We start from the raw sequence: 26,862 nt of genomic DNA, 5'->3' as shown, positions 1-26,862 counted from the left end.
ACGCAACGGACTATCTCTCAAACGAGTATGCACCCTCACAGGTGACTTCAGTCACCGCAACACTTTCGAGTGACTTCTTCGCGTTGTGGCGCGCGAGGTTCCACTCCCGCCAGTCCTTCTCCGGCGTGCGATTCTTCATCCACCGCAAGGCACACGAGCGTTCATGCTGCGGCAACCTGACCAATGCGGGCACCGCGTCCTCGGACAGCTGCGACAGGTAGTACGTGTCGATCTTCTGCGTCGCCTCGAACCGCGACACGTTGTAGTCGGCGACCACCCGTTCGGGGTTCAACGCCACCACTGCGAGGAAGAACGCGGCACCGGTGGCGACGATCGCCTTCGGCAACCAGTTGGCGCGCAACGAGATCCCGCTCGCGATCACCATCACGTACACCACGGCCAGCCACACCTCGCACGACGCGACGAGCAGCCGCAGCACCGTCCACCCGTACGCCTGCTGGTAGAACCACATGCGACTCAAGGCACTCGCGACGATGACAAGTGTGAGAACAGCGAGCGAACCCAGCAAAACCCGCAGCCACAACTGATCCCGCTGCGTCTTCTTCACGGCGAACCGCGCGACTCCGGCGATCACGCCGAGCGTGAGGATGGTGACCCACAGCAGCTGCCAGAACCCGGACCGCGCGTACTCGGCGAACGTCACGCCCGCCGTCTTCATCACGTAGGCCTCACCACCGAACAGAACCGCGAGCTGCGTCCCCACGAATCCGGTGAACAGCACCACGAGCACGCCGACGGGCAACCCGTAGTCCTTGAGCCGCAACGACCCCGGCTTCACCTCGGCGTCCTCGTCGATCTCCGGCGGCGCCGCCACGAGATAACAGGCCCCCAGCGCCCCCAGCGCCGCGACGACCCCGAAGAACGCCTGCTGCACGTAGTCGTCGACGTCGAGGTCGGGGATCAGGCCTTCGAGGAAGTCGTTGAAGCCCTTGTCCGCCCCGGCCAGCAACGACCCGAAGACCAGCAGCAACACCAGCGCCACACCGACGGAGACGAACGGCCGGATCCCGATCGGCCCGCGCCGCCGGAACCCCTTGGACACCCACGGGATGGACCGCAGCGCACCGAGCCCGACCCCCAACGCCCCGAACACGAGCCCGCGCACTGTCTTGCCGCCGGCCATGGCGATCGAGCCGCACAGCATCGACGCCATCAGGCTCAACGGGAAGACCCACTCCGCGGCCCGCAGGAAGCCCATCGCGAGGAACGCCAGCGCACCGGCCAGCCACAGCGCCCGCTCGACGGTCGGCTTGCCCGCGTAGAACAGCACACCGCCGACGCCCACGAGCCCCGCGAGGAACCAGCCGACGCCGTTGTTCGGGACGGCCAGGAACGCTCCGCCGAGGCCCGCTGCGAGGCCCGCGATCATGGCCTTGCCGGGGGCGCCGGTCGTGGGTGGGCGCCACCAGGGCATGAACGGGACGCCGGGGGCGGTCATGGCGGGCGCGGCGGCGGGGTAGCGGGGTGGGGCCTGCCACGGGGAGGCCGGGGGGAGGGTGGCGGCGACGACCTCGGCGGGCTTGGCGGGGGGAGCGGGGGCTGCGGCGGGTTCGGGCTCCTTCACGGGCTTGGGTCCGCCTGCGGGCTTCGCCGGCTCCTTGGCGGGCTTGGGCGTGTCCGCGGCTTTCACGGGCTTGGGAGCGTCCGCTGCCTTCGCCGGCCTCTTCGCGGGCTTCTCACTCGCCGACTGATCTTGTCGGACCTCCTGAGTAGGTTGAGTCGCAGGGGTTCCCGGCTCGGGGGTACCCCTGCGAGAGCCTGCCTCGGCGTCCTTCTCAGGCCCCGGCGTGCCCTTCCCAGGCTGCGACGTGCCTTCGCCAGGCTCCGGCGTGCCCTTCCCAGGCTCCGGCACCCCCTCGGCCCCCTCCGGCTTCCCGGCCACCGGCCGATACCCGGTCTTCCGCAGGTTCCGGTACTTCGGCCGCCGAGCGGCCTTGTCGTCAGTCATGTCTCTCCCAAGCCCCGAACAGGGCGTGCTTCACCGCCACACCGGCGAAGCGGTGCGGACAAGAGTCAGGCAAGAAGGGCCAAAAGCCCAGTTCAGCGAGGCAAAGTCACCCGGATGCAAGACCCGGGGTCCACCACGGCGATCGTCCCGCCGTGCAGGTCCACCACCCAGCGGGCGATGGCGAGACCGAGCCCGGTCCCGCCACCACCCGCCCTCTCCCCTCGGGTGAACCTCTCGAAGATCCGCGAGCGGTCGGCCGGAGCGATCCCCGGCCCCTCGTCCCGGACCTCCAGCACCACGGCCGAAGCCGACGCGTACCCGGCCACGGACACCAACCCCCCGGTGGGTCCGTGCCGGGCAGCGTTGTCCACCAGGTTCACCAGCACCTGGTGCAACCGCTCCCCATCAGCGAGAACAGTCAGATCGCCGGCGACGTCGATCGAGAACGAGGCTGCGGGTGCCGCCACCGCCGCCTCCGCCACCACGTCGGCGACCAGGGACGACACCGACAACGTCTCCCGGTTCAGCGACAGCACCCCGGCGTCGATCTTCGACAGGTCCAGCAGTTCGGTGACCAGCCGTCCCAGCCGTTCGGTCTGCGCCAGCGCGGTCTTCATGGTGGCAGCGTCAGCCACGGCCACCCCGTCGACCACGTTCTCCAGCACGGCCTGCAACGCCGAGATCGGCGTCCGCAGCTCGTGCGACACGTTCGCGATCAGCTCACGCCGCTGCTGGTCGGCAGCCGCGAGGTCGGCGGCCATCACCGTGAACGCCTCGGCGAGCTGTCCGACCTCGTCCGAGGACGTCGCCCGGACCGAGCGCGAGTAGTCCCCGGACGCCATCGACCGGGCGGCCGAGGTCATCTCCCGCAACGGCGAGGTCATGCCGTGCGCGAGCAGTTGCGAGGTCAGCAGTCCCAGCACCAGCGCGATCAAAGTCGTCCGAGGCGGCAACCATCCGGTCACGTAGCGGAAGTAGGCGAACGACACACACCCGGACACCACGATCACGATGCCGAGCTTGAGCTTGATCGACCGCACCGAGTCCAGCGGACGCGGCAACAGGTCGAGAAGGTCCAGCAGCCGCTTCACGGCGACACCTTCCGGGCGGGTACCTCCAGCGCGTACCCCACCCCGTGCACGGTCCGGATCAGGTCGGCCCCGAGCTTGCGCCGCAGCGCCTTCACGTGGCTGTCGACCGTCCGCGACGACGCCCCCTCGTGCCACCCGCACGCCTCCGCCAGCAGCCGCTCGCGCGCCTGCACGGCCGACGGCCGCTCGGCCAGGAACACCAGCAGGTCGTACTCGGTCGGCGTCAGGTGGGCCTCGACGCCCGACCGCGACACCCGGCGCGAGGCCAGGTCGATCAGCAGGTCGCCGAGTTCCATCGAATGCGACGCCACCGCCCGTGACACCCGCCGCAGCAGCACGTGCACCCGTGCCGCCAGCTCGCGCATCGAGAACGGCTTCGTCAGGTAGTCGTCCGCCCCCACGGCGAGCCCGACCAGCAGATCGGTCTCGTCCCCCCGCGCGGTCAGCATCAGCACCGGCACCGACCGGGACGCCTGGATCCGCCGGCACACCTCGAGCCCGTCGAACCCCGGCAGCATCACGTCCAGAACCACCAGGTCAGGGAGGAACGAGGCGGCGAACGCCACCCCGGACGGCCCGTCGTGGGCCACGGCCACCTCGAAGCCCTCCGCCCGCAGCCGCGCGGCCACGGACTCGGCGATCGTGATGTCGTCCTCCACGACGAGCACCCTGCGCTGACCTGTCATGCCGGCGACTTTATGGGTATGTCGTGGAGGACGCCGGGACAAGTTGTGAAGATCGTGTGCAGACCCGCGAGGTAGGTTCGTGCCATGAACGTCCTCGAAGCGGTCCTGGAGAGGATCACGTACGCCAACGAGGACAACGGCTACACCGTCGCCAAGGTCGACACCGGCCGAGGAGACCTGGTCACGGTCGTCGGCGCTCTGCTCGGCGCGCAGCCGGGCGAGTCGATCCGCATGCGCGGCACGTGGGGCTCGCACCCGCAGTACGGCAAGCAGTTCCACGTCGACGACTACACGACGATCCTGCCCGCGACGATCCAGGGCATCCGCCGCTACCTCGGCTCCGGCCTGATCAAGGGCATCGGCCCGGTGCTCGCGGACAAGATCGTCACCCACTTCGGGGTCGCGGCACTCGACGTCATCGAGAACGAGCCGGAACGCCTGATCGAAGTCCCGAAGCTCGGTCCGAAGCGCACCAAGCTCATCGCGGACGCGTGGGAGGAGCAGAAGGCCATCAAGGAGGTCATGGTCTTCCTGCAGGGCGTCGGCGTCTCCACGAGCCTCGCCGTCCGCGTCTACAAGCAGTACGGGGACAAGTCCATCGACGTCGTCAGGGACGAGCCGTACCGCCTGGCCAGTGACGTGTGGGGGATCGGCTTCAAGACCGCCGACGTGATCGCGAAGGCCGTCGGCATCCCGCACGACAGCCCGCAACGCGTGAAGGCCGGCCTGCAGTTCACGCTCTCCGAGGCCACCACCGACGGCAACTGCTACCTGCCGGAACAGGCCCTCATCGCGGATGCCATCAAGATCCTCCAGGTCGACACGGGCCTCGTCATCGACTGCCTCGCGGAGCTGGTCGAGGAGGAGGGCGTGGTCCGCGAGGAGCTCCCGGACGACGAGATCGCCGTCTACCTGGTCCCGTTCCACCGCGCGGAGATCTCGATGGCCGCGCAGCTCAAACGCCTGCTGCACAGCGAACACGACCGCATGCCGAGCTTCGCGACCGTCAACTGGGACAAAGCTCTGGCCTGGCTCGGCACCGACCTCGAAGAACACCAGGCCGCGGCGGTCAAACTCGCTCTGACGCAGAAGGTAGCCGTCCTGACCGGTGGCCCCGGCTGCGGCAAGAGCTTCACGGTCCGCTCGATCGTCAGGCTGGCCCAGGCGAAGGGCGCCAAGATCGTGCTGGCCGCCCCCACCGGACGTGCCGCGAAGCGCCTCACCGAGCTGACCGGGCACGAGGCCCGCACCGTCCACCGCCTGCTGGAGCTCAAGCCCGGCGGCGACGCGGCGTACGACCGCGACCACCCGCTCGACGCCGACCTCGTGGTCGTCGACGAGGCCTCGATGCTGGACCTGTTGCTGGCCAACAAACTCGTGAAGGCCGTCCCGCCCGGTGCCCACCTGCTGCTCGTCGGCGACGTCGACCAGCTGCCGTCCGTCGGCGCGGGGGAGGTGCTCAGGGACGTGCTGGCGCAGGGCAGCCCGATCCCGAACGTCCGCCTGACCCACATCTTCCGCCAGGCCCAGGAGTCCGGCGTCGTCACGAACGCCCACCGCATCAACAGCGGCGACTACCCGATCGTCCAGGGGATGCCCGACTTCTTCCTCTTCAGCGCCGACGAGGCCGAGGACGCGGCCACGCTGACCGTCGACGTCGTCGCGAACCGCATCCCGCGCAAGTTCCGCCTCGACCCGCGCAAGGACATCCAGGTCCTCGCCCCGATGCACCGCGGCCCGGCCGGCGCCGGCGCGCTCAACACCGTGCTGCAGGAGGCGCTGACGCCGTCCAGGGACAACCTGCCCGAGAAGCGCTTCGGCGGCAGGGTGTTCAAGCTCGGCGACAAGGTCACCCAGATCCGCAACAACTACGACAAGGGCAAGAACGGCGTCTTCAACGGCACCCTCGGCGTGGTGATCGGCCTCGACACCGTCGAGCAGAAGCTGACGATCCGCACCGACGAGGACGAGGAAGTCGACTACGAGTTCTCCGAGCTGGACGAACTCAGCCACGCCTACGCCATGACCATCCACCGCTCCCAGGGCAGCGAGTACCCGTGCGTGGTCATCCCGATCACGACCAGCGCGTGGATGATGCTGCAACGAAACCTGCTCTACACCGCCGTCACGCGAGCGAAGAAACTCGTGGTGCTCGTGGGCAGCAAACGCGCCATCGGCCAGGCCGTGCGCACGGTCGGGGCGGGCCGCCGCCACACGGCGCTGGCCCACCGCCTGAGAACCGCGCAGACGCTCTGAGTTTCGTCAGTCCATGCTGCGCACGATGACGGGCTCCAGCCCTTCGTCGTCGTCTGTCAGGGAGCCGCGCCACGGGAACGAGATCTCGGAGACACCGTCGTTGTAAAGGTGGTCCATGGCTTGCGCTCCCGCTTCTGGACGACGACTGCTGAGATGCCAGGCGGGATGTTATTGATTTTCGTCACAACGCGCCAAGTGGACCCTTTCGGCGTCTCAAGAACCGGACGGTAGTCATCCGGTCGGTCGAACCGAGTGGCGTTGATCGGCCGAACGGACCATCATCGTTGATCATGCGGACCGCCGTCGCCCTGCTCGCCTGTCTAGCCCTCCTCCTCAGTCCCGCGCCCGCACCTGCGGAGGGTCCACAAGCGACATACGTGCTGCGCGTGCCCGCTCCGAAGGGGGAGTCCGCGCAACGGTTGCTGGGCCTCGGCTACGACGTGCTGGAACAGCGTGACGGCGACGACCTGTTCGTCGTCGGCGACCCGAAGACCGCGGGGAAGCTCCGCACCGACGGGTATCCGGCCACGGTCGAGAAGACGATGCCCCCGGCACCGTGGGCGCCGCGTTCTATCGGTGACGCGACCTACTACGGCGGCTACCGGACCATCACCGCGCACCTCGCCCACCTCGACGAAGTGGCGAAAGCGCACCCCGGCCTCGCGACCGTCGTCGACTACGGCGACTCCTGGCGCAAGACCCAGGGCAATGGCGGCTACGACCTGAAAGCCCTCTGCGTCACGCGGAAAGGCCCAGGTGACTGCGCTTTGACGCCGACCGCACCGAAGCCCCGCCTGTTCGTGATGGGTCAGCTGCACGCCCGTGAGATCACCACCGGCGACATGGCGTGGCGCTTCATCGACGACCTGGTCGGGTCCGACCTCACCGCGATGCTCGCCGACGTGGAGGTCTGGGTCGTCCCGATCGCCAACCCGGACGGCGTCGAGATCGTCGAGTCCGGCGGCGACTCGCCCGTGCTGCAACGCAAGAACGCCAACGGCACCTGCACGTCCGGCTCACGCGGCGTCGACCTCAACCGCAACGCGGGCTCGCACTGGGGCGAGGTCGGCTCGTCCACGAGCAAGTGCAGCGAGACCTACCGCGGCCCGCGCGCCGACTCCGAGGTGGAGGTCCAGGCCCTGGAGTCGTTGTGGCGCAAGCTCTACCGCGACACCCGCGCGCCCGGCGACACCGCGGCCGCCTCAGCCGACACGACCGGCGCCGTGGTCTCCATGCACAGCTACGGCGACTACGTGCTCTTCCCGTGGGGCTGGAGCACGCAGAAGACCGGCAACGACGCGGCCCTGCGCAAGATGGCGAACGACATGGCCGCGCTGTCCGGGTACACCGCCGGCCAGCCCGGCGAGGTGCTCTACAACGCGTCCGGCGCCACCGACGACTGGGTGTACGACGACCTGGGCGTGCCGAGCTTCGTCTGGGAGATCGGCACGGACTCGGGCAGGTGCGGTGGCTTCCTGCCGCCGTTCTCGTGCCAGGAAGACGCGCATTGGCCGAAAGTGCGTCCCATGCTGGTTTCGGCCATGAAGGCAGCAAAACGCCCCTACTGAGGCGTTGTGGGGGCATGGGGACACGCTTACTCGCCACCACAGCCGCATTCAGCCTGCTCTTCACCGGAACCGCGGTCGCCGACAACACCGGTGTCGACCGCCGGATCGTCCAGGAGGGCATCGACGAGATCGTCGCGATCGGGGTCGCCCAGGGCACCCAGATCCGCGTGACGGACGGCCGGACCCGCTTCACCGCGCGGTCCGGCACCGCCGAGAGGAACTCCCCGCGCCCGGTCCCGCTCAACGGCCGGTTCCGCGCGGGCAGCATCACGAAGACCTTCACCTCGACCGTCGTGCTGCAGCTCGCCGGTGAGGGAAGGGTCGAGCTGGACGCCCCGGTGGAGCGCTACCTGCCGGGCCTGATCGACCAGCGCATCACCGTCCGCCAGCTGCTCCAGATGACCAGCGGGCTCTTCAACTACACGAACGCTCTCCCGTTCGACCCGCAGGGCTTCGAGCCGATCAGGTTCAGGCAGTGGCGGCCGGAGGAGCTGGTCGCGATCTCCACGAGCCAGCCGCTCCAGTTCGAGCCCGGCACCGCGTGGGAGTACAACAACACCAACTACGTCATCCTCGGCCTGCTGATCGAGAAGGTCACGGGCGAGGAGTACGAGAAGGCCGCCTCGCAACGAGTGTTGAAGCCTTTGCACCTCAACGAGACCACGTTCCCAGGCGACGACCCGGAGATCCGCGGCCCGCACGCCCACTCGTACGGGATCGTGAACGGGCAGCCGGTCGACACCACGCGCTGGAACCCGTCCGTGTTCTGGGCCGTCGGCGACGTCATCACGACCACCAGGGACCTCGACACCTTCTACGCCGCACTGCTCACCGGCAAGCTGCTCGAGCCCGCCCAACAGGCCGAACTGACCAGGACGACCGCGGTGAGCACCGACTACGGGCTCGGCGTCTTCGTGGAGAAGGCCCCGTGCGGCACGATGATCATCGGCCACCCCGGCGGTGTGCCGGGCTACGTGAGCTACGCCTACTCGACGCCCGACCTGAAGCGCCGCGTGGAGTTCAGCGTCAGCGCCGGCATCGGCACGGGCGACCCGTCGCAGGCCTACCTCAAGCTGATCAACGAGATCTTCTGCTGACGACTCTCAGCAAAACCCCTAGGGACTCCGTACGACTGAAGGTGGATGCGCGGTGACGCCCAGCCTCGACAGAGTGTGAGCATGGGGATTCGATTGGTAGCCACAGTCACCGCGACGAGCCTGCTGGCCCTGACCACCGTGGGAGTCGCGTCGGCGGACACGTCGTCCGTCGACCGCAAAGTCATCCAGCAGGCTCTCGACCAGGTCACGCAGAGCGGGGCCGCCCTGGGCGTGCAGGCCAGGATCACGGACGGGCGGCAGCGCTTCACCGCCACCTCCGGCACGGCCGAGCTGAACACCACCAGGCCCGTGCCGGAGAACGGCAGGTTCCGCGTCGGCAGCATCACCAAGACGTTCGTGTCGACGGTGCTGCTGCAGCTCGCGGGTGAGGGAAAGGTCGACCTGGACGCGCCGGTCGTCCGGTACCTGCCGGGTCTGGTCGACAGCCGCATCACCGTCCGCCAGGTCCTGCAGCACACGAGCGGACTCTTCAACTACACCGACGCGTTGCCGCTCAGCCCCGACGAGTTCGAGAAGATCCGCTACAAGAACTGGTCGCCGCAGGAGCTGCTCGCGCTCTCCACGTCCAAGCCGCTCGACTTCGAACCCGGCACGAAGTGGAACTACTCCAACACCAACTACGTCGTCGCCGGCCTGCTGATCGAGAAGCTCACCGGCAGGCCGTACGAGAAGGCCGTCGAACAGCGGATCCTGAAGCCGTTGCGCCTCAAGGACACCGAGGTGCCCGGCAACAAGGTCGCCATCAGCGGCCCGCACGCCCGCGCCTACTGGACCGTGGCGGGCAAGCCGTCCGAGATCACCCGTCTGAACCCGTCGGTCGCCTGGGCCGCCGGCGAGATGATCTCCACGACGCGCGACCTCGACACGTTCGTCACCGCGTTGTCGAGCGGCAAGCTGCTCAAGCCCGCGCAGCAGCAGGAGATCGGCAAGACCACGGCCGTCAGCCCCCAGTACGGCCTCGGCCTGCAGGTCGAGACCCTGCCGTGCGGCACGAAGGTGTGGGGTCACGGCGGGGGCATCCCCGGATACTCGTCGCAGCTGCTGAGCACGCCGGACAGCAAGAAGCGCTTCGAGATGAACGCCACCAGCGGCCCCACCGAGGGCGACCCCGGCGATGCCTTCAACAAGATCCTCACCGAGGTCTTCTGCTGATCATGAGACTGGTAGCCGCACTCACCGCGGCCACCCTGCTCGCCACGGTCGGTGTCGCTTCGGCGGCACCGGCCCGGCAGGGTGCCGTGCAGGAGATCATCGACCAGCTCACGGCATCCGGTGGCGCACTGGGCATCCAGGCGCGGATCAACGGGCGTGACACCGTCCGCTCCGGTGTCGCCGAGCAGGGTTCCCGCAAACCCGTGCCGCACAACGGAACCTTCCGCATCGGCAGCGTCACCAAGCCGTTGGTGTCGACCGTGGTCCTGCAGCTCGCGGGGGAGGGGAAGCTCGGCCTGGACGCGCCGGTCGTCCGCTACCTGCCCGGCCTGGTCGACGGCCGCATCACCGTCCGGCAGTTGTTGCAGCACACCAGCGGCCTCCACAACTACACGGACTCGATGCCGCTCGACCCGGCAGGGTTCCCGTCGATCCGCTTCAGGACGTGGAAGCCCCAGGAGCTGCTCGCGATCTCCACGAGCAAGCCACTGGACTTCGAGCCCGGCACGAGTTGGAACTACTCCAACACGAACTACGTCGTGGCGGGTCTGCTGGTCGAGGAGATCACCGGCAGGCCGTTCCAGCAGGCGGTCGAGCAGCGGATCCTGAAGCCGTTGCGGCTCAAGGACACCGTGCTGCCCAGGAACTCGGTGGAGGTGCCCGGCCCGCACGCGCACGGCTACTTCCCCGACGCCTCCGGCAAGCCCGTGGACGTCACGCGGCTCAACCCGTCGTGGGGCTGGGCGGCGGGAGAGATGATCTCGACGACCCGCGACCTGGACACGTTCCTGACGGCACTGCTGGCCGGAAAGCTGCTCAAACCCTTGCAGCAGAGGGAACTCACGAAGACGACAACGGTGAGCCCGGACTACGGTCTGGGCCTCGCGGTCGCGTCGTTGCCCTGCGGTACGAAGGTCTACGGCCACGACGGCCAGATCCACGGCTACGGGACGATGATGGTCGGCACGCCGGAAGGCAAGCGCCTCGAACTGTCGCTCACCGAGGCGGCCGACGGCGCGAGCCCCGGCGATGGCTATCGCAAGCTGCTCGACCACGTGTTCTGCTGACGTTCCTGACAAACAAAAGGGGAGCTGGGTTGACCCAGCTCCCCTCCCGGCGTTTAGAAGAACTAGTTGAGACCGCTCTTCATCGCTTTGACGAGCTCACCGTTCGAGGTGTCTCCGGACATCTCCCAGAAGAAGGCGCCACCGAGACCCTGGTTCTTCGCGTAACCCATCTTGCCGTTGATGGTGGACGGGGTGTCGTAGCTCCACCACTGGTCACCACACTTGGCGTAGGCCGTACCCGCGACCGTGCCCGTGGCCGGACACTGCGTCTTGAGCACGTTGTAGTTCTGGTTGCCCGGCTCGATGCCCGGCGCGGGGCCGGTCGCCGTGCCACCAGGGGCGTCCTGCGTCACGCCGGACCAGCCGCGGCCGTAGAAGCCGATGCCGAGCAGGAGCTTGTTGGACGGAACGCCCTTGCTCTTCAGCTTCTGGATCGCCGCGTCGGAGTAGAAGCCGGCGGTCGGGATGCCGTTGTAGGACGTCAGCGGGGAGTGCGGAGCCGTGGGGCCCTGCGCCGCCCAGGAACCGAAGTAGTCGTACGTCATGACGTTGTACCAGTTCTGGTACTGCGCGGCACCGGCGTAGTCAGCGGCGTCGATCTTGCCGCCGGGGGTGCCGTCAGCCGTGATCGCCGAGGTGACCAGGTAGTTCTGGCCGAAGCGGTTGCGCAGCTCCTGCATCAGCAGCCGGTAGGCGTCGAAACCGCTCGAGTCGCAGCTCAGGCCACAGGCGTTCGGGTACTCCCAGTCGATGTCGATGCCGTCGAACAGGCTCGCCCAACGCGGGTCCTCGAGCAGGTTGTAGCAGGACTCCGCGAAAGCCTTGCGCGCCGGGTCGGAGGCCGCCGCGGCACCGAAGCCGCCGGACCAGGTCCAGCCACCGAAGGAGTACAGGATCTTGATGTGCGGGTACTTCTTCTTCAGCTTCATCAGCTGGTTGAAGGCACCGCGCACCGGTGCGTCCCAGACGTCCGCCACACCGTCGACCGACTCGCCGGCCGTGTAGGACTTCTCGATCGCCGGGAACGACTCACCGATCACGCACTTGCCACCGACCACGTTGCCGAACGAGTAGTTGATGTGCGTGATGTTGGCAGCCGTACCGGACGTGTCGATGTTCTTCGGCAGGTAGTTCCGCGCGGGGTAGGTACCCCACTCGGTGAAGTAGCCGAGGTTGATCTTGCCACCGGGCTGCGGACCACCGGTCGTGGTCGTCGTAGTGGTGGTCGTGGTGGTGGTAGTCGTGGTCGACGTCGTGGTGGTCGTCGTCGGGTTGGTCCCGCCGGCGTCACACGAGCCACCGTTGAGCTTGCAGTTGGTCGGCGCACCGAACGTGCCGGAGTACGAGCCGTTGAAGCCGAAGCTCACCGACCCGCCGACACCGATGCTGCCGTTCCAGGTGTTCTTGACCGTGACGGTCTGGCCGCTCGTGGTGTACGAGCCGTCCCAGAGCGAAGTGACCTTGTGGTTCGCCGGCAGGGTGAACTCGACGGTCCACGACGACAGGGCCGCCGTGCTGTTGTTCTTGATCGTGTACTTGCCCTCGAAGCCCGTTCCCCAGTCCGAACCCTTGGAGAACGTGGCGGAAACGCCACCGGCGCCGCTGGCAGCGGGCACGACGACGATTCCGAGGACCATCGCGGCGACTGCCGCGAAGAGAGCAGCTAGATGCCATCGGAACTTGGACATCGGTCTCCTCAGTCGCAGGGGGTACCGGAACGATGTGGTCCAGACCACTCGAAGGTCAAGGTCTAGACCTCTGCCGTCACTCGAATGGAGCAGTTCGAAAACGGTTTAGTGAGGTCGCGTCGTCCAGTTCCGGTCTAGTTGGTTAACCATTGGAGGGGTTCCGATACGACAGCCCTTCGGGTTGAGTTCGGCTCGGATGACTGCACAAAGAGGACGGTCGGCCCTAACTTCGTTCCATGCCAAAGCGTTTCTCCACGGCGCGTGGGCGCGAGTTCGGCGACGCGGTCCGTGCCGCGCTGTCCGCCACGGGCATGTCCGCGCGCCTCATCTGCGAAAAGATCGACTGGGACCCGGGCAAGCTGTCGGACTTGCTGCACGGCAAAGGCGGCAGCTCAGAGGTGGACCTGGCGATCCTGCTCAGCTTCTGCCGAATCGCTCCAGAAGAGCGTGACCACCTGCTGCGCCTCTTCCGCGAGACCGACGTGAGGATCTGGTGGCAGCACTTCGCCGACCAGCAGACCTTCCGGATGCGGACCTTCCTGGAGCATCTGTGGAAGGCCAAGGAGTTCCTGGTCTGGCAGCCGCTGGTGATCCCCGGTCTGCTTCAGCTGCCCGACTACCTCCGGGCGCTCTGCCGCGAGTCGGTCAGCCTGCCTGCCGACGAGATCGAGGACCGTGTCGCCGGCCGCGTCAGGATGCAGGAAGTGCTCCGGCAGCGGCTCGACTGCACGTTCTACATCCATGAGCAGGTGCTGTGGACGCAGGTGGGCGGCGAAGAGCTGATGCGCGCGCAGCTGCACCACCTGTTGCAGATGTCTGTGCGTCCGTACATCCACCTGCGGATCGTGCCCTTCTCCGCCGGCGCGCACGCAGGGATGTCGGGCAGCTTCGACCTCCTGAAGTTCGACCGGATCGAGCCTGTGATCTTCCTTGAGGCGGAGAACTCGATCCTCGTCGTCGAGCGCAAGGACTCCATCAGGGACTACGAGGACATCGTCAAGAACCTCGACCGGAAGGCCTTCGACGAGGACGACTCCCGAACGCTGATCGCCAAGCTCGCCGCCTGAGGAATCGGTCCGGATGCGGGGCGACAGCTGCTTCGCCACGCTCGCGCAGGGGTCCCCCTCCAGGGGTCCCCTGATTCAATTATCCCAGCCAGGTCTGACAATTTTCGCCGTCCGCTCTCCCCTCATCGTGGTCCGCGTGCCTGCGGCCTGAGACCGTTGGCAAGTTCGCACGTTCGGGTCAAAACACCTAGTCCGCCGCGCACCCCCACCCACCCCGCGCCGACGATGGCCGAGTGACCTTCAGCGTTCCTGAACAGGCAAAACGAACACCCGGCCTCGACTCGATCCACGCCGCGCTGGCCGACCTGCGCGCCGGCCGGCCCGTGATCGTGGTCGACGACGAAGACCGTGAGAACGAGGGCGACCTGGTCATGGCCGCCGGGCACGCGACCCCGGAGGCGCTCGCGTTCTACGTCCGGCACACGAGCGGTCTGATCTGCGCGCCGCTGAGCGCGGAGGTCGCCGACCGGATGCGGCTGCCGCTGATGGTCCAGGACAACGAAGACCCCGCTGGCACGGCGTACACGGTGTCGGTCGACAGCACGCACGGCATCGGGTCCGGCATCTCCGCCGCCGATCGCGCACGCACGCTCCGTGTGCTCGCCGACCCCGTGAGCACGCCTCAGGACGTGCGTCGGCCTGGGCACGTGTTCCCCTTGCGCGCGAGGGCGGGCGGTCTTGCCGAACGGCGTGGGCACACCGAGGCCGCAGTTGAGTTGATGCGGCTCGCGGGGGAGGCTCCGGTCGCCGTGATCAGCGAGGTGTGCGACGAGGACGGGGGTGTCGCGAAGTTCCCGTTGCTCAGGATGTTCGCGGATGAACACGGGCTCAAGCTCGTGTCGATCGAGCAGATCGCGGCGTTCGTGCCGGAGAGCGTGGTGGCGCGGTGACGCTGCTGGCGACCATCTTCGACCTCGACGAGACCCTCGTCGACAGCGCCGGGACGTGGAACCAGGTGATCGGTGCCGTCGCCGCCCGCCACGACTACCGCTGGACGCCCGCCGACTGGGTCGCGATGCGGGGCACGTCGACCCGGAGCGCCTATCTCGCTGAACGGTGCCAGGGCCTCACGCCCGAGCGCGCGTCGTCCGAGTGCGTGGACGGCATGGTGGACGCGATCTCGCGCGGCGCCTTCGGGATGATGCCCGGCGCGGCGGAACTCGTTGCCCTGGCGGCGGAACTCGGGCCGGTCGGGCTGGTGTCGGCGTCGCCGCGACGGTACGTGCGTGCCGCGGCGTCGGCGTCCGGGTTGCGGCGGCACGTCGAGGCGATCGTGACCGGGGACGACGTCGCGCACGGCAAGCCCGCGCCCGACCCGTACCTGCTCGCCGCGCGCAAGCTCGGGCTCGAGCCCGAGAACTGCCTCGTGATCGAGGACTCGGCCTCGGGCATCCGCTCGGCGCGCGCGGCCGGCATGACCGTGCTCGCGATCCCCAACGCCACCACGGCCCGTGACACCGAGGTGCTCCGGCTGGCGGCGTGCACGGCGTCCGACGCACGGATCGCCGCCAAGGAGATCTGCCGGCTGTGGGTCGACATCTACGCCCTCAGCCGATAGCCCGTTCCGCGCCCCACGCGGCGATGTCCTCGCGGCTCCGCACGCCCAGCTTGTCCCGCAGCCGCAGCAGTCGCGAGGCCACCGTGCGCACGGAGACGTTCAGGCGGTTGGCGATCTGCTGGTTCGTCAGGCCCGTCGTGAGGAGTGCGATCACGCGCCGTTCGTGGTCGTCGAGCGAGTCGAACGCGGCCTCCGTGCGGTCGAGCCACAGCTCGTCCTGGATGAACGCTTCGGTCTCCGCAGCGGTCAACGGCGTGGAGGCCGCCTCTGCGCGCGCGACGGAGAGCATCAGCCGTGCGGTGCGCATGGCCCCAGCGACCTTCTCCGCCCAGAACGGGTTCGGCACCACGCCGACAGACCGGCGCATGGCTCGTCCGGTCGCTTCCAGCCGTAGCGCGCGCTCGGCCTGTCCGCGCGTCAACGCGACCACGGCGAGGCCTTCCAACGCGTCGGGGGCCGTCAACGGGTTGAGGCCGTCCATGCGCAGCGCCTCCTGGAAGGCGTGCGTGGACTCGTCGAGGTCGCCCTGGACCAACGCGACGGCGCCGCGTGTGTTCAGTGCGGAGGCGATGCGCGCGGGGACGCCTGACGCGCGTGAGATGGGCAACGCGGACATGACGTTCTTCTCGGCGCGTTCGTGCTTGCCCAGTGAAAGCTCCGTGCGTGCCAGATCGACCAACGCCGTCGCACGGGCGAGAGGCTCGCCCAGCAACTCCGCGACGCGCAGGCACTCGGTGTTGCTCACGTCCGACGCCTCCCACTCGCCGGACGACTGCTGAACGGCCGCGAGCGTGCTGCGGCTGCTCATCACCAACGCGGGCTGGCCGATGCTCCTGACCAGCCGCGACGCTTCGCTCGACAGCTCCAGGGCCTCGTCGTGGTCGCCCTGCTCGGCGGCGAACCGGGCGGCGTGGTTCAGGGCCACGCAGCGGTAGTCGTCGCGGGTGGACGGCCGGCGCAGCGCGTCCCGCAGCATCACCCGCGCCTGCCCGAACCGGCCACTTCGAGCGGCGCAGTCGGCCAGTGCCGAAGTGAGCAGCAGCAGGCGTTCGTCGCCTCGGTCCGCCGCCCACTCGACCGTGCCGAGCAGGCTGTCGACGTGGTTGTCGAGCCTGTGCTGCACGTCCGCGGACATCGACAGCGGCGCGGTGAGCAGCACGTCCGACAGGTCTGTGAACCAGCGGGCCAGCGCCTCGTAGGCGACGTCCAGCTCACCGGCCGCGAGCAGCTTCTCCCTGGCGTGCAGCCGGATCGTCTCCAGCTGCCGGAACCGGGTCGTGCCGGGGATGGCCGCCAGCAACGACTTCGCCTGCAGCCGCGACAGCACGTCCAGCACCGGCTCGGCCGAGCGTTCCGACGAGCAGACCTCGTTGGCCGCAGTCAGGTCGAAACCGCCGTCGAAGACGGACAGCCGCCGCAACGCGAACTGCTCGTCGGGCTGCAGCAGCTGGTAGCTCCAGTCGATGGCCTCGCGCAACGAACTCTGCCGCGACGGCGACTTGCGGCAGCCCAGCGTCAGCAGTTCCAGCGGTTCGTCCATGCGGTCACAGATGTCCGCGACCGGCAGCAACTGGACCCAGCGCGCCGCGAGCTCGATGGCGAGCGGCATGCCCTCCAGCCGTGCGCACAGCAGCGCGACGGCGGCGGTGTTGTCGAGGGTCAGCCGGAAGTCGGGCTTGCGCTCGCGAGCCCTGTCCACGAACAGCTTCACGGCCTCGGACCGTGGTGCCGCCGTCGTCACCAGGTCCCGATCCGTTGAGGGCACGGGCAATCCCTCGACGTGGAAGCTGACCTCGCCGGTGATCCACAGGGCCTCGCGTGACGTCGCGAGCACCCGGATGCCGGGGCAGCGGTTGAGGAGCGTGTCGGTGAGTTCGGCGCACGTGTCGAGGAGGTGCTCGCAGTTGTCGAGGACCACGACCACTTTCATGTTCACGAGCGTCTCGACCACGGTGTCGCGCAACGGTTCGTCGGTCACCGCAGTCACTCCGAGCGCATCGGCGAGGGCCGGTACGACGTCTCGGGAAGCGGTGATCTCGCCCAGCGCGACGAGCAGGACCCGGTCGGTCCGCCCGCGTCGCAAGCGACCGGCGGCCTCCAGCGCGAGCCTCGTCTTGCCCGCACCCGCACCGCCGACGAGCGTAACGAGACGATGCCGGCGCAGCAGCTGGTCGATCTTCGACAGCTCCTGCTGCCGCCCGACGAACGTGTCGCGCGCGGCGGGCAGGTTCGAGAGCACCCGCACGTTCTGCCTGGTGGCAGGGGCTGTGACGGACACCGTGACCCGGCGGCGATAGGCCCGTTGGCGGCACGCGTTGGAGCAGTAGGACCTGCGTTGCTCGGAGGTGGCGGGAGGCATCGTGCCGTCGCACAGCGCGCAACGCCCGTTGCTTGTCATGAGTCCTTCTCCTCAAGCCGTAACGGCAGGCTGTTCCTGTCTCGGTGCGGCGTTCTCGCAGGTGGTGGGTGGTGACCCTGGATGTGCAACCCGTTACGGCTCCGTGTGCGCGAGACGGTTCGCAACCTGCTCGTTATGCCTGCCTTCCGGTAGTCCTCGTTCGGGAACAAACTGGTGACTGGTCCGGTCTGACAGGGAGTGCGCATGACGTTGACGACGAGCACCTCGTGGGCGAGCGCAGGTCTGCAACTGGTGGACAAGCCCCGCACGATCACCGTCGGCATCGCCGACGACGAGGTCCTGATCCGCACGGGAGTCCGCGGTGTGCTGGAACGTTCCGGCAACGTCGTGGTCGTCGGCGAGGCCGGCGACGGCAGCGGGGCGCTCGAACTCGCGCGGCGCCAGCGGCCGCAGGTCCTGCTGATGGACGCGTCCATGCCCGGCATGGAAGAGCTCGCGGCGGTCCGGATGGTGCGCAGGCACGTGCCGGGCACGCAAGTGATCATGCTGTGCACCCCGCAGACCGAGGAGCTGCTCTTCCCCGCGCTGCGGGCGGGCGCGGCCGGGTTCCTGTTCAAGAGCGGCGATCCCGACGCGCTCGTGAAGGCCGTGCGTGCCGTCGCCGCCGGAGAGGCGATCCTCTCGCCGTCCGCGACGCGTGCGTTGATCGACCACTTCACCGGCGCCGACTCAGAACGTCGTGACGCCGCGCGCAGCCGCATCAGCCTGCTCACGCGACGTGAGCAGGAAGTGTTGGTGTACTTGGCGCAGGGCATGGCGAATGCACGGATCGCACGGCTCATGTACCTCTCAGAAGGGGCTATCAAGGCCCACGTCAGCCGACTGCTGACGAAACTCCGGTGCGACAACCGCGTCCAGGCCGCTCTCATCGCACGCGACGCCGCCCTTCCCTGCTGAACTGACATCTTCGCAACGGCGCGACGGTCAGCCTAGCCACGGATTTTCGCGCCGCGAAGCAGGTCACCCGGTTGGCCCCGTCCGGAATGATGGTCGGTTTCCCGCCAGCGTCTCGGTTGGAATGGCGGCATGCTGGCGGGTATGGAGCTGAACACGTTCTCGGAACGCTTGCCCTTTCAAGCACCGCTGTGTCCCGACAACCTGTTCGGCCACCTCATCGCCACCGCCGTGCCCGGAGTGGAGGAGTGGCGGGACGGTGTCTACCGGCGAACCTTGCGACTTCCTTGCGGTTTCGGCATCGCGTCTCTGCGGCCGTTCACAGATCACATCTCCTGCACGCTGGAACTGTCCGATGCTCGCGATTTGGTCAGTGCTCTAGACCTTTGCCGGTTTCTGCTCGACCTCGACGCCGATCCGTCCGTGGTGGACGCGGCGTTGTCCGCGGATCCCCTTTTGGCGCCGTTGGTTTCGGCTGCGCCTGGGCGCCGTGTGCCGCGCACGGTCGACGGCGCTGAGTTCGCCATTCGGGCCGTGCTGGGTCAGCAGGTGTCCACGAAGGCCGCGCGCACGCATGCCGCACGTCTCGTGGCGGCTCACGGTACGCCGGTGGGCGACCTGTTCTTGTTCCCGCTGTCGTTCGACGTGGGCGAGTTGGCGATGCCGGAGTCCCGGCGTCGCACGATGGCCGCGTTGCTCGGCGCCCTGGAGTCCGGTTTGGACCTGTCACCTGGAGCGGACCGGGCCGTCGCGCGCGAAGGGCTCATGTCGTTGCCGGGTTTCGGGCCCTGGACTGTCGAGTCGATCCTGATGCGTGCTCTGGGCGACGACGACGCGTTCCTGCCGACCGATCTCGGGATCCGTCTGGCCGCAGAGGCCCTGGGCCTGCCGTCGACGCCGGCGGCGCTCGTCAGGCGTGCGGAGGCGTGGCGGCCGTGGCGGGCGTACGCGGTGCAGCACCTGTGGGCGACCGGTGATCACGAGGTGAACCGAATCCCGGCCTGACCTGCACGCTCGAGTACATCGCGGTGGAGCCGTCCCGCACGAAACCGGGCAGCGCCGGTGGATCCTGCGCACTTCCTTGGAGGGACTCGAAAACCTCCAGCGCCGTCGCCGGGCGTCCGCCGGGGTCCTTGGCCAGCAACCGTTGCACCAACGGGTCGAGCGCGCCCGGGACCGGTCGCGGCGCCTCCTTGACGTGCTTGTCGAACACCGCGTAGGCCGTCGGGCCGGTGAAGAGTTGTGCGCCCGTCAGCATCTCGTGCAGCACGCAGCCCAGCGCGTACAGGTCGCTGCGGGGTTCGGCGGTGCCGCGCTGGATCTGTTCCGGGGCCATGTAACTGGGCGTGCCGAGGATCTGGCCCGCCCGGCTGAACGGCGCGACGTCGCTCTCCTTGAGCAGCGCGAGGCCGAAGTCGAGCACCTTCACCGCGCCGTCCGGGCACAGCATCAGGTTGGTGGGCTTGAGGTCCCGGTGGCAGATGCCTTCCTCGTGCGCCGCGGCCAGGACCGCCGCCGTCTGCGCGGCGATGTTCGCGGCCCACGCTTCCGGCAGCGGGCCGAACTCGCCGACCAGCTCGTCGATCGTGACGCCGTCGACGAACTGCATGACCTGGAAGAGGCGCTGCTCGAACGTCCCGTAGTCGTACAGGACGGGCACTCCGGGGTGCTCGAGCCTGGCGACGATCCGCGCCTCGCGCGCGAACCGTTGCGCCACCTCGTCATCGCTGCCGGGCAGGCGCAGCAGCTTGACCGCGACACGGCGATCCAGGCGCAGGTCCCGCCCCTTGTGCACGGCACCCATGCCGCCCCGCCCCAGCGGCAGGTCGTCGATCTCGTAGCGGTCGGCGATCAGCACCTCGGAAGCCTAACCGCCGTCACGCCGGTTCGATCTGCCCGCTCAGGAGTCCCTGGTAGCCGAGGCGGACCAGCCCCGAGGCCTCCTCGAGGCTCGCTTCCAGGGCCTTGAGCTGTGCGAACGCCCTGCCGTAGCGCTGTTGTGCGGCCAGCGGCAACGACGGCACCTGCGTCCGGCGCACGTCGAGCCGGGTCGAGCCGGTCGGGTTCCTGGCCATCGCGGCGCGCAGCACGCCTTCGAGGAAGTCGGGGTCGACCTTGCGCGGATCGATCTCATACGTCGTGCCGGTGGGGGACGTGACGACGTGGTCGCCCGGTGCCGCGCGGATCAGTTCGCCGATCGTGGTCATCGGGGGAGCGGCCTGTTCCCGCAGCTCAGGCAACGGGGGCAGGACGAACGTCGGCTGTGCCGCGAGGTAGGCGGACGCGTCGGCACCGCTGTGGCGCGACGGGCTGAGGTCGACGTCGTCGTCCAGCAGGTCGATGACGCGCGTGTTCGGGTCGAGCGGTCCGGGGGCCTGCAGGAGCGCGATGTGCTCGGGTGCGCGGCCGACCGGGTTGCGCAGCAGCCACAGGTCGCGGCCCGGTTGCACGGTCATCACCGCGCGCACCGCCCCGGCGCGCAGGAGGTTGCCGCGGATCCGCTTGCCCGGCCTCCTCGACGCGGCCGTGGACGGCAGCAGCACCGCCACGAGACCGCCTGGCTTCGCAAGCGACAGGCAGTGCTGCAACCACGCCAGTTCGGGTTCACCGCGCGGGGGAAGCCCGTAGGTCCACCGGGCGTCGCCGAGCAGTTCCTCGTGCCCCCACGCCCGGTCGTGCCACGGCGGGTCGCACACCACCGCGTCGGCCTTCTCCTGGACCCCGTTGTGCCGCAACGAGTCGCCGGTGAAGATCTGCGCGGCGGGCATCCGGCGCCGCGCGATGACCGCCGACACCGGGTCGACCTCCTGCCCGATCTTGTTCCACGCCCTCGAAGCCTTGAGCAGGCTCCCCGTGCCGCACGCCGGGTCGATCACCGTGTTGCCGTCCGTCGTGGCCAGGACGACCTCGATGACCTCGGGGGGAGTGGGGTTCAACAGCCGCGAGTGGGCTTCGAGGTACCGCTCGTGCAGGAACTCGAACGTCGCCGCGTCGGCCTCGACCGCGGCCAGCGCCTCACCGAGCTTCAGGTCGTCGTGGGTCCGCAGCTGGGTCCACAACCGCTCGGCCGGCGAGACCCGGAACGGCTTCCCGTTGCGCTTCAGCCACGACTCGACGTCGCGCAACAGGTACAACGGACTGGAGGCCGTCCCGCCGACCGGCGCCGGGAAGTCCTCGAACCGCCGCCGCCAGTTCGACACCGCAGCCCGCCCCACGTCGGCGAGGCGAGCGATGTCACCGGCGTTGACCGTCTCATCCATGGTTCACAACCGTATTGCTTGTGAACTCACTTCACAACTGATCTACTGGAGACATGACACACGAGCTGCGCATCGCCGTGGCGACCGATCCTGGGCTCGTTCGCGAGCACAACGAGGACTCGGTCTACGTCCGTCCGGACCTGCAGGCGGTGGCGGACGGCATGGGCGGCCACGAGCACGGTGAAGTGGCCAGCGCGCTCGCGGTGAACGTCCTCGCGGGGTGGGAGGGCGACCTGGGCCCGGCGGTCGCCGAGATCGCCCGCAGACTCGACGCCGAAACACCCCAGGGAGCCGGCACGACGCTGACGGCCATCCGCTGGGAGGGCCTCGCCTTCCAGCTGGCGCACATCGGCGACTCCCGCGCGTACGTGCTCAGGGAAGGCGAACTCCGCCAGATCTCCCACGACCACACCATGGTCCAGGCGCTGGTCGACGCCGGCCGCATGACACCGGAGGAGGCCCTCGTCCACCCGCGCCGCGCGTACGTCCTGCGCGCCCTGCAGTCCGGCAACTCGCACGACCCGGACCTCACGTGGCACCAGGCGAAGGTGGAGGACCGGTACCTGCTCTGCAGCGACGGCCTGACCGACTACACCGACCTCGACGACGTGCACGAGATCCTGCTGTCCACTGAGGACGGTACGGAGGCGGCGTGGCAGCTGGTGGCGCTGGCGAACGGCAACGGCGGGCCGGACAACATCACGTGCGTGATCATCGACGTGGTGCGGAAGAAGTGGTGGCAGCGCTGAGGAATCCCGCTGCGGTCGCGATGTGACGCGTGCTGGGGATCTGGGGCAGCGGCTGCGCGCCGCTTGGCCGAGCTCGACTGCTGCGAGATCGCGCCGGGCCTGACCGGCGCTGAGTTCGACCGCATCGAGGGCGAACACGATTTCAGGTTCGCCGACGACCATCGGGCGTTTCTCGCGGCGGGACTGCCGGTGAACAGTCCGTACGAGCAGGTTGACGGCGGGTGCTGGGCGAGGTCGAGAGCGGCGAGCACTGGAATTCGGCCTGGGGTGAGCGGCCGGAAGTGCTCGAAGTGGCGATGGCGGTCGCTCGATGGGAACTGACGGAGGCGCCCCGGCTGGTTCCGGTCTACGGGCACCGGTTCCTGCCCGCGGGGCGCGGCTCTTCCGGGCATCCGGTGCTGTCCGTGTGGGGGACGGACATCATCACCTACGGCGCCGACCTGACCGACTACCTCGACCAGGAGTTCGAGAAGCCCCGGCCCGACCGTCGGGCATCGCGGGCCACCGTGCCGTTCTGGCGGGATTACCTGTAGCCGCAATGGAAACGGCCCCCGGCGCAGCGCGCCGAGGGCCGCAGCTCTGGAAGGGTGTTACAGGTTGGCCGGCATGCCCGACTCGTCGGCAGCCGCCGTCGAGGACCCGCTCAGCAGGTCCTTCACGATCTTGTTGGCTTCCTTCACGGCCGGCGTGATCATCTTGATCTTCACCTTGCCGTTGGTCAGCTTGCCGCCGACGTCGAACGTCTTGTCCTCACCCGGCAGCGGAAGTGCCTGGCAGCCGGTGAACTGCTTGCGCGGGGTCGCACCGGTCTGGAAGTAGAACGTGATCGGGTCGTCGACGCAGTCCGTGTTGTACGGGAACAGGCCGTGCGAGCCCTCGTTGTCGACGCTGATCAGCTTGGCGTTCGGCAGCGCCTTGGCGGTGGCGAGGCCACCCTCGTAGGCGGTGGCGGCGTCGAGCTCGGACTGCGCGACCAGCAGACGCGGAAAGGTCTTCTTGTCCGGCTTCGGCATCGCGTTCTTCGTCGGCCAGTAGGCGCACAGCGGCGTGCTCATGAACGGCGCGATGAACGGCGCGTTCACGGTCAGGTCGGCGAGCCAGTAGTTCCAGTAGTGCAGGTTCTGGTTCCACTGACCGTCCTGGCAGCGGATGGCCTCGAACGTCGCGTCCCAGGTCTCGACCTCGGCGGCGGCGGTCGTGGACTTGACCGCGACGCGCTCCTTCTTGGCGATGGCGGCGAGGGCGTTGTCCTCGGCCTTCGCGATGAACGCCTTGTTCTCGGCGGTGAGGCCCGGCGTCGTCAGCATCTTCGCGACGAGCTGCTCGACCTTCTCCGCGTCGGTGCCGGTGGCCGGGGTGCCGATCACGGCGGACACCGCGGCGGCGGCGGTCGGGTACTGGGTGGTGTCGTACATGGCCGGGATCACGAACCACGCGACGAACAGCTGACCCAGGAACTCACGGGTGCCGCCGGCCTTCTCCCAGTTGCGGCGGATCTCCATCGGGTCGGTGCCCTGGGCGTACTCGGCGTCGTTGCGCGCCATGTACGGGAGCAGCGCCTCCTGGAACTGGCGGTCGCGGGTGCGCGGCTGCAGGTCCCAGGTGTTCTCGAGGGTCGACTGCGAGGCGTCGACGGCCGAGTCGAGCAGGAAGCGGTGGGCCTTGCTCGGGAACGTGGCGGCGTACCACGTGCCGAGCCACGTGCCGTAGGAGTAGCCGATGTAGCTCATCTTCTTCTCGCCGAGCACGACGCGGATGAAGTCCATGTCGTATGCGGTCTGCTCGGTGGTGATGAACTTGGTCAGCGGGTTCTCGAGGCAGCCGTCGACCTTCGCCTTGTTCAGCACGTTGACGTCAGTGCTGTTCGGGACGGTGTAGCTGCAGGTGAGCGGCGTGGAGAGGCCGACACCGCGCGGGTCGAAGCCGATGAAGTCGTACTGACCGGCGAGGACCGGGGCGCGCAGGGCCATCGCCGCGCCCCACGGCAGGCCGGAGCCGCCGGGGCCACCGGGGTTGACCAGCGCGATGCCCTGGCGGGCGGTGCCCTTGTAGGCGGTCTCGGTCTTGGAGACGCGGATGCCGATCGTGTTGCCGTCGGCCGGGTTGTGCCAGTCGCGCGGGACCTGGATGGTCGCGCAGGCGAGACCCTTGACGGTCTTGAACTTGGCGACGGTCTCGGGTGCGACGCCGGGGAAGGTGCACTCCTCCCAGGTGACCTGCTGCGTCGCGAGCGCGCCGGAGAGCTTGGCCGTGTCCGGGTCCTGCTTGGCGGCCGCGCCGGCCGCCGGCGTGAGCACGATGCTCGTCGCGATCAACGCCCCTGTGACCGCGGCGATGCCGCCTCTAAAGTACTGCCTCACTGTGGATCCCTTCCTGCCCCCGCACGGCCTGGGTGAGACCGCGCTTGCAACAGAGGAGAAGGGATAAAACTGCGTTTAACACTCCTGGGTGATGGCAGAAAGTCGCCATGTCTGGAAACCGTCACCGATCGTGTTCACAGAGTGATGAAGATCAGTGTCTCAATTGCTGAGGGTGATCAGAGCCAACCACGCCGTGATGCCTGGACGCCGAGTTGAAAACGCGTCTGCGCCCCCAGCAGCTGCTGCAGCCGACTCACCCGGCGGTGCACCGTGCGTTCGCTGACGCCGAGCTCGCGCGCGATCGACTCGTCCGTCAGACCGGCGCTGAGCAGCGCCATCAACCTGCGGGTCGCCGTGGTCGGCTCCTCCTGGGTGTCCTCCTGGCCGCCGGGCGTGATCGACACCGCCATCCGCCAGAAAGCCTCGAACAACTCGATCAACGCGCTCAGTAGCACGGACGGGTGAATGAGAAGTGCGACCACGTTCCCGCCCGTCACGGTCGGCACCGCGATCAACGCGCGGTCCGAGTCGGCGATCACGAGCTTGAGCGGCACGCCGGGGAACGTCCGCGCCTGCTCGCCGACCGCGATGCTCTCCTGCACCGACGCGAACCCGAGCTCGGACTGCAGCAACGCCGACTCGTACACGACCCGGTAGGCGACACCGCGCAACAACGCCGGCGGCTGCGCGGGACTCGCCTCCGGCTGCGGGCTCAGGTACGACCCGGGATCGAGGGCCCGGATCTCCGCCTTGGCCTGGCTCTGCATCTCCTCGAACGCGCTGATCACCTCGTCCGCGTCCTTGAGGACCTCGACGAAGTCGACCTCTTTCGCACCCCGCTCGGCATAGGCGGCGGCCAGGACCTCCGCGGTCTCCCGCGCCCGCACGGCCGCTGCCTCGTGCCCCGACGCGATCGCGGCCAGCGCCGAACGCGGTGGCCGCACGTCGTCGTTCCGGATCAGCCCGAGCCGTTCGAGCTCTTCGCGCGCCCCGCCGGACCCCGCGCCGCCGTCTCCCCGCAGCATCGCCAGGTAGAGCTTCTCGGCCTCCGGCGACAGCCCCTCGTGCACACGACTCCCCTCGGTGGTTCTGAACCGAAGGTACCTGGTCAAAGGGGAGGAACAGGGGTTAGGCGAACCGGCGCATCGCCCCGAGGAAGACGGCGTCGAACGCCCGGTCGGACAGCACCCGGCGGGCGAACAGGATCGGCCGCGCCCCGAACCCCGCCGCGTACCTCGTGCGAGGCCTGCGAGCCTGCGCCGCCTTCACGATGACGTCCGCGATCACCTTGGGCTCACTCGCACGTTCCATCTGTGAGAAGAACCCGGCCAACTGCTTGACCTGCCCCGCGTAAGCCCCGCCACCGGACGTCTTCTTCAGGTTCTCGACCGCGATCCCGCCCCACTCGGTCTTGATCCCACCGGGCTGGATCACCACGACGTCGATCCCGAACGGCTTCAGCTCGAGCCGCAGCGAGTCGCTCAACCCCTCCACCGCGAACTTCGTCGAGTGGTACCAGGCCCCGAGCGGCTCGTAGATCCGCCCGCCGATCGACGAGACGTTGACGATCCGCCCACGCCCGGCCTCCCGCATGTGCGGCGACACGAGCTGGACCAGCCGAGCCAGCCCGAACACGTTGACCTCGAACTGGTAGCGCGCCTCGTCCAGCGGCACGTCCTCGACCGCCCCGTACGACCCGTAGCCGGCGTTGTTGACGAGCACGTCGATCCGCCCGGCCTCCGCGATGACCTTCTCGACACCCGCGACCATCGACTCGTCCCGCGTCACGTCCATCTCCAGCACCCGGATGCCCTGCTTCGCCAGCCCTTCCATCCGCTGCACCCGGCGTGCGGCCGCGTAGACCGTGAAACCGGCTTTGTGCAGCTCGACCGCGGTGGACTCGCCGATGCCCGACGACGCTCCCGTGACCAGTGCGACCTTCATGTCCCGCTCCCCACTA

At 68.5% G+C, this 26,862-nt stretch carries 22 protein-coding genes; 12 read left to right on the top strand and 10 right to left on the bottom strand.

Annotated elements, in window-relative coordinates:
- Window positions 1–10: 10 nt before the first annotated feature.
- From IEY88_RS09075 to IEY88_RS09065, 3 genes are all read right to left on the bottom strand, one after another.
- Window positions 11–1,651: a DUF4153 domain-containing protein gene (locus tag IEY88_RS09075; protein ID WP_189154155.1), complete on the bottom strand. Its 1,641-nt coding sequence runs from the start codon at window positions 1,649–1,651 to the stop codon at window positions 11–13.
- A gap of 410 nt (window positions 1,652–2,061) precedes the next feature.
- On the bottom strand, window positions 2,062–3,060 hold the full coding sequence (locus IEY88_RS09070; protein ID WP_189154154.1) for a HAMP domain-containing sensor histidine kinase: 999 nt from the start codon (window positions 3,058–3,060) through the stop codon (window positions 2,062–2,064).
- Window positions 3,057–3,746 carry a response regulator transcription factor gene (locus IEY88_RS09065; protein WP_189154153.1) on the bottom strand — a complete coding sequence of 230 codons (690 nt, stop codon included), beginning with the start codon at window positions 3,744–3,746 and terminating at the stop codon, window positions 3,057–3,059. The genes IEY88_RS09070 and IEY88_RS09065 overlap by 4 nt, the downstream gene beginning before the upstream one ends.
- Before the next feature lie 84 nt (window positions 3,747–3,830).
- On the opposite strand from IEY88_RS09065, the gene recD2 reads away from it, so the two are divergent.
- The 5 genes from recD2 (at window position 3,831) to IEY88_RS09040 (ending at window position 10,907) form a co-directional block, all read left to right on the top strand.
- Window positions 3,831–6,002: an SF1B family DNA helicase RecD2 gene (gene recD2, locus IEY88_RS09060; RefSeq protein ID WP_189154152.1), complete on the top strand. Its 2,172-nt coding sequence runs from the start codon at window positions 3,831–3,833 to the stop codon at window positions 6,000–6,002.
- Between the two features lie 290 nt (window positions 6,003–6,292).
- Window positions 6,293–7,570: a M14 family zinc carboxypeptidase gene (locus tag IEY88_RS09055; RefSeq protein WP_189154151.1), complete on the top strand. Its 1,278-nt coding sequence runs from the start codon at window positions 6,293–6,295 to the stop codon at window positions 7,568–7,570.
- A 14-nt stretch (window positions 7,571–7,584) separates the two neighbouring features.
- Window positions 7,585–8,667, top strand: a complete 1,083-nt coding sequence (locus IEY88_RS09050) for a serine hydrolase domain-containing protein (RefSeq protein ID WP_189154150.1) — start codon at window positions 7,585–7,587, stop codon at window positions 8,665–8,667.
- Between the two features lie 81 nt (window positions 8,668–8,748).
- Window positions 8,749–9,840 (top strand): serine hydrolase domain-containing protein, encoded by a 1,092-nt coding sequence (locus IEY88_RS09045; RefSeq protein ID WP_229693202.1) that lies wholly within the window; start codon window positions 8,749–8,751, stop codon window positions 9,838–9,840.
- Between the two features lie 2 nt (window positions 9,841–9,842).
- Window positions 9,843–10,907: a serine hydrolase domain-containing protein gene (locus IEY88_RS09040; protein ID WP_189154148.1), complete on the top strand. Its 1,065-nt coding sequence runs from the start codon at window positions 9,843–9,845 to the stop codon at window positions 10,905–10,907.
- Window positions 10,908–10,969: 62 nt separating this feature from the next.
- Here the strand turns inward: IEY88_RS09040 and IEY88_RS09035 are convergent, their stop codons facing one another.
- Window positions 10,970–12,595, bottom strand: a complete 1,626-nt coding sequence (locus IEY88_RS09035; protein WP_189154147.1) for a glycosyl hydrolase family 18 protein — start codon at window positions 12,593–12,595, stop codon at window positions 10,970–10,972.
- A gap of 236 nt (window positions 12,596–12,831) precedes the next feature.
- Here IEY88_RS09035 and IEY88_RS09030 point away from each other — a divergent pair, with 236 nt between their 5' ends.
- The 3 genes from IEY88_RS09030 to IEY88_RS09020 all read left to right on the top strand — a co-directional run bounded on the left by IEY88_RS09030 (window position 12,832) and on the right by IEY88_RS09020 (window position 15,220).
- Window positions 12,832–13,662 (top strand): helix-turn-helix domain-containing protein, encoded by an 831-nt coding sequence (locus IEY88_RS09030; RefSeq protein WP_189154146.1) that lies wholly within the window; start codon window positions 12,832–12,834, stop codon window positions 13,660–13,662.
- Between the two features lie 233 nt (window positions 13,663–13,895).
- Window positions 13,896–14,552 (top strand): 3,4-dihydroxy-2-butanone-4-phosphate synthase, encoded by a 657-nt coding sequence (gene ribB / locus IEY88_RS09025; protein ID WP_189154145.1) that lies wholly within the window; start codon window positions 13,896–13,898, stop codon window positions 14,550–14,552.
- Entirely contained in the window at window positions 14,549–15,220 is a 672-nt protein-coding gene (locus IEY88_RS09020; RefSeq protein ID WP_189154144.1) for an HAD family hydrolase, read from the top strand. Before ribB ends, IEY88_RS09020 begins: the two co-directional genes overlap by 4 nt.
- On the opposite strand, the gene IEY88_RS09015 is transcribed toward IEY88_RS09020, so the two are convergent.
- Entirely contained in the window at window positions 15,210–17,618 is a 2,409-nt protein-coding gene (locus IEY88_RS09015; RefSeq protein ID WP_189154143.1) for an ATP-binding protein, read from the bottom strand. The genes IEY88_RS09020 and IEY88_RS09015 overlap by 11 nt on opposite strands.
- Window positions 17,619–17,822: 204 nt before the next feature.
- Here IEY88_RS09015 and IEY88_RS09010 point away from each other — a divergent pair, with 204 nt between their 5' ends.
- Window positions 17,823–18,536 carry a response regulator gene (locus IEY88_RS09010; RefSeq protein WP_189154142.1) on the top strand — a complete coding sequence of 238 codons (714 nt, stop codon included), beginning with the start codon at window positions 17,823–17,825 and terminating at the stop codon, window positions 18,534–18,536.
- A gap of 141 nt (window positions 18,537–18,677) precedes the next feature.
- Complete coding sequence (locus tag IEY88_RS09005) at window positions 18,678–19,538, top strand: DNA-3-methyladenine glycosylase family protein (RefSeq protein ID WP_229693201.1); 861 nt, start codon at window positions 18,678–18,680, stop codon at window positions 19,536–19,538.
- Here the strand turns inward: IEY88_RS09005 and IEY88_RS09000 are convergent.
- Both IEY88_RS09000 and IEY88_RS08995 read right to left on the bottom strand, forming a co-directional pair.
- Window positions 19,444–20,391 carry a serine/threonine-protein kinase gene (locus tag IEY88_RS09000; RefSeq protein ID WP_189154140.1) on the bottom strand — a complete coding sequence of 316 codons (948 nt, stop codon included), beginning with the start codon at window positions 20,389–20,391 and terminating at the stop codon, window positions 19,444–19,446. The genes IEY88_RS09005 and IEY88_RS09000 overlap by 95 nt on opposite strands.
- Before the next feature lie 19 nt (window positions 20,392–20,410).
- A complete protein-coding gene (locus tag IEY88_RS08995; protein WP_189154139.1) occupies window positions 20,411–21,793 on the bottom strand; it encodes an HsdM family class I SAM-dependent methyltransferase in 1,383 nt (460 codons plus the stop codon).
- Window positions 21,794–21,846: 53 nt separating this feature from the next.
- Between IEY88_RS08995 and IEY88_RS08990 the strand changes: the two genes are divergently transcribed.
- Together IEY88_RS08990 and IEY88_RS44105 are read left to right on the top strand one after the other, a co-directional pair.
- A complete protein-coding gene (locus IEY88_RS08990; RefSeq protein ID WP_189154138.1) occupies window positions 21,847–22,542 on the top strand; it encodes a PP2C family protein-serine/threonine phosphatase in 696 nt (231 codons plus the stop codon).
- Window positions 22,543–22,763: 221 nt separating this feature from the next.
- Window positions 22,764–23,075 (top strand): hypothetical protein, encoded by a 312-nt coding sequence (locus IEY88_RS44105; protein WP_229693200.1) that lies wholly within the window; start codon window positions 22,764–22,766, stop codon window positions 23,073–23,075.
- Window positions 23,076–23,132: 57 nt separating this feature from the next.
- Here IEY88_RS44105 and IEY88_RS08980 read toward each other — a convergent pair whose 3' ends face one another.
- The 3 genes from IEY88_RS08980 to IEY88_RS08970 form a co-directional block, all read right to left on the bottom strand.
- Window positions 23,133–24,902, bottom strand: a complete 1,770-nt coding sequence (locus IEY88_RS08980; RefSeq protein ID WP_229693199.1) for an alpha/beta hydrolase — start codon at window positions 24,900–24,902, stop codon at window positions 23,133–23,135.
- A gap of 176 nt (window positions 24,903–25,078) precedes the next feature.
- Window positions 25,079–25,972 carry a helix-turn-helix transcriptional regulator gene (locus IEY88_RS08975; RefSeq protein WP_229693198.1) on the bottom strand — a complete coding sequence of 298 codons (894 nt, stop codon included), beginning with the start codon at window positions 25,970–25,972 and terminating at the stop codon, window positions 25,079–25,081.
- Window positions 25,973–26,030: 58 nt separating this feature from the next.
- Window positions 26,031–26,846: an oxidoreductase gene (locus IEY88_RS08970; protein WP_189154137.1), complete on the bottom strand. Its 816-nt coding sequence runs from the start codon at window positions 26,844–26,846 to the stop codon at window positions 26,031–26,033.
- Window positions 26,847–26,862: the final 16 nt, after the last annotated feature.

Origin of the sequence: Lentzea pudingi (assembly GCF_014646255.1) — a bacterium.
GTDB lineage: Bacteria > Actinomycetota > Actinomycetes > Mycobacteriales > Pseudonocardiaceae > Lentzea > Lentzea pudingi.
Note: the sequence above shows the minus strand (reverse complement) of the source record. Positions and strands in the feature narration are given on the sequence as shown.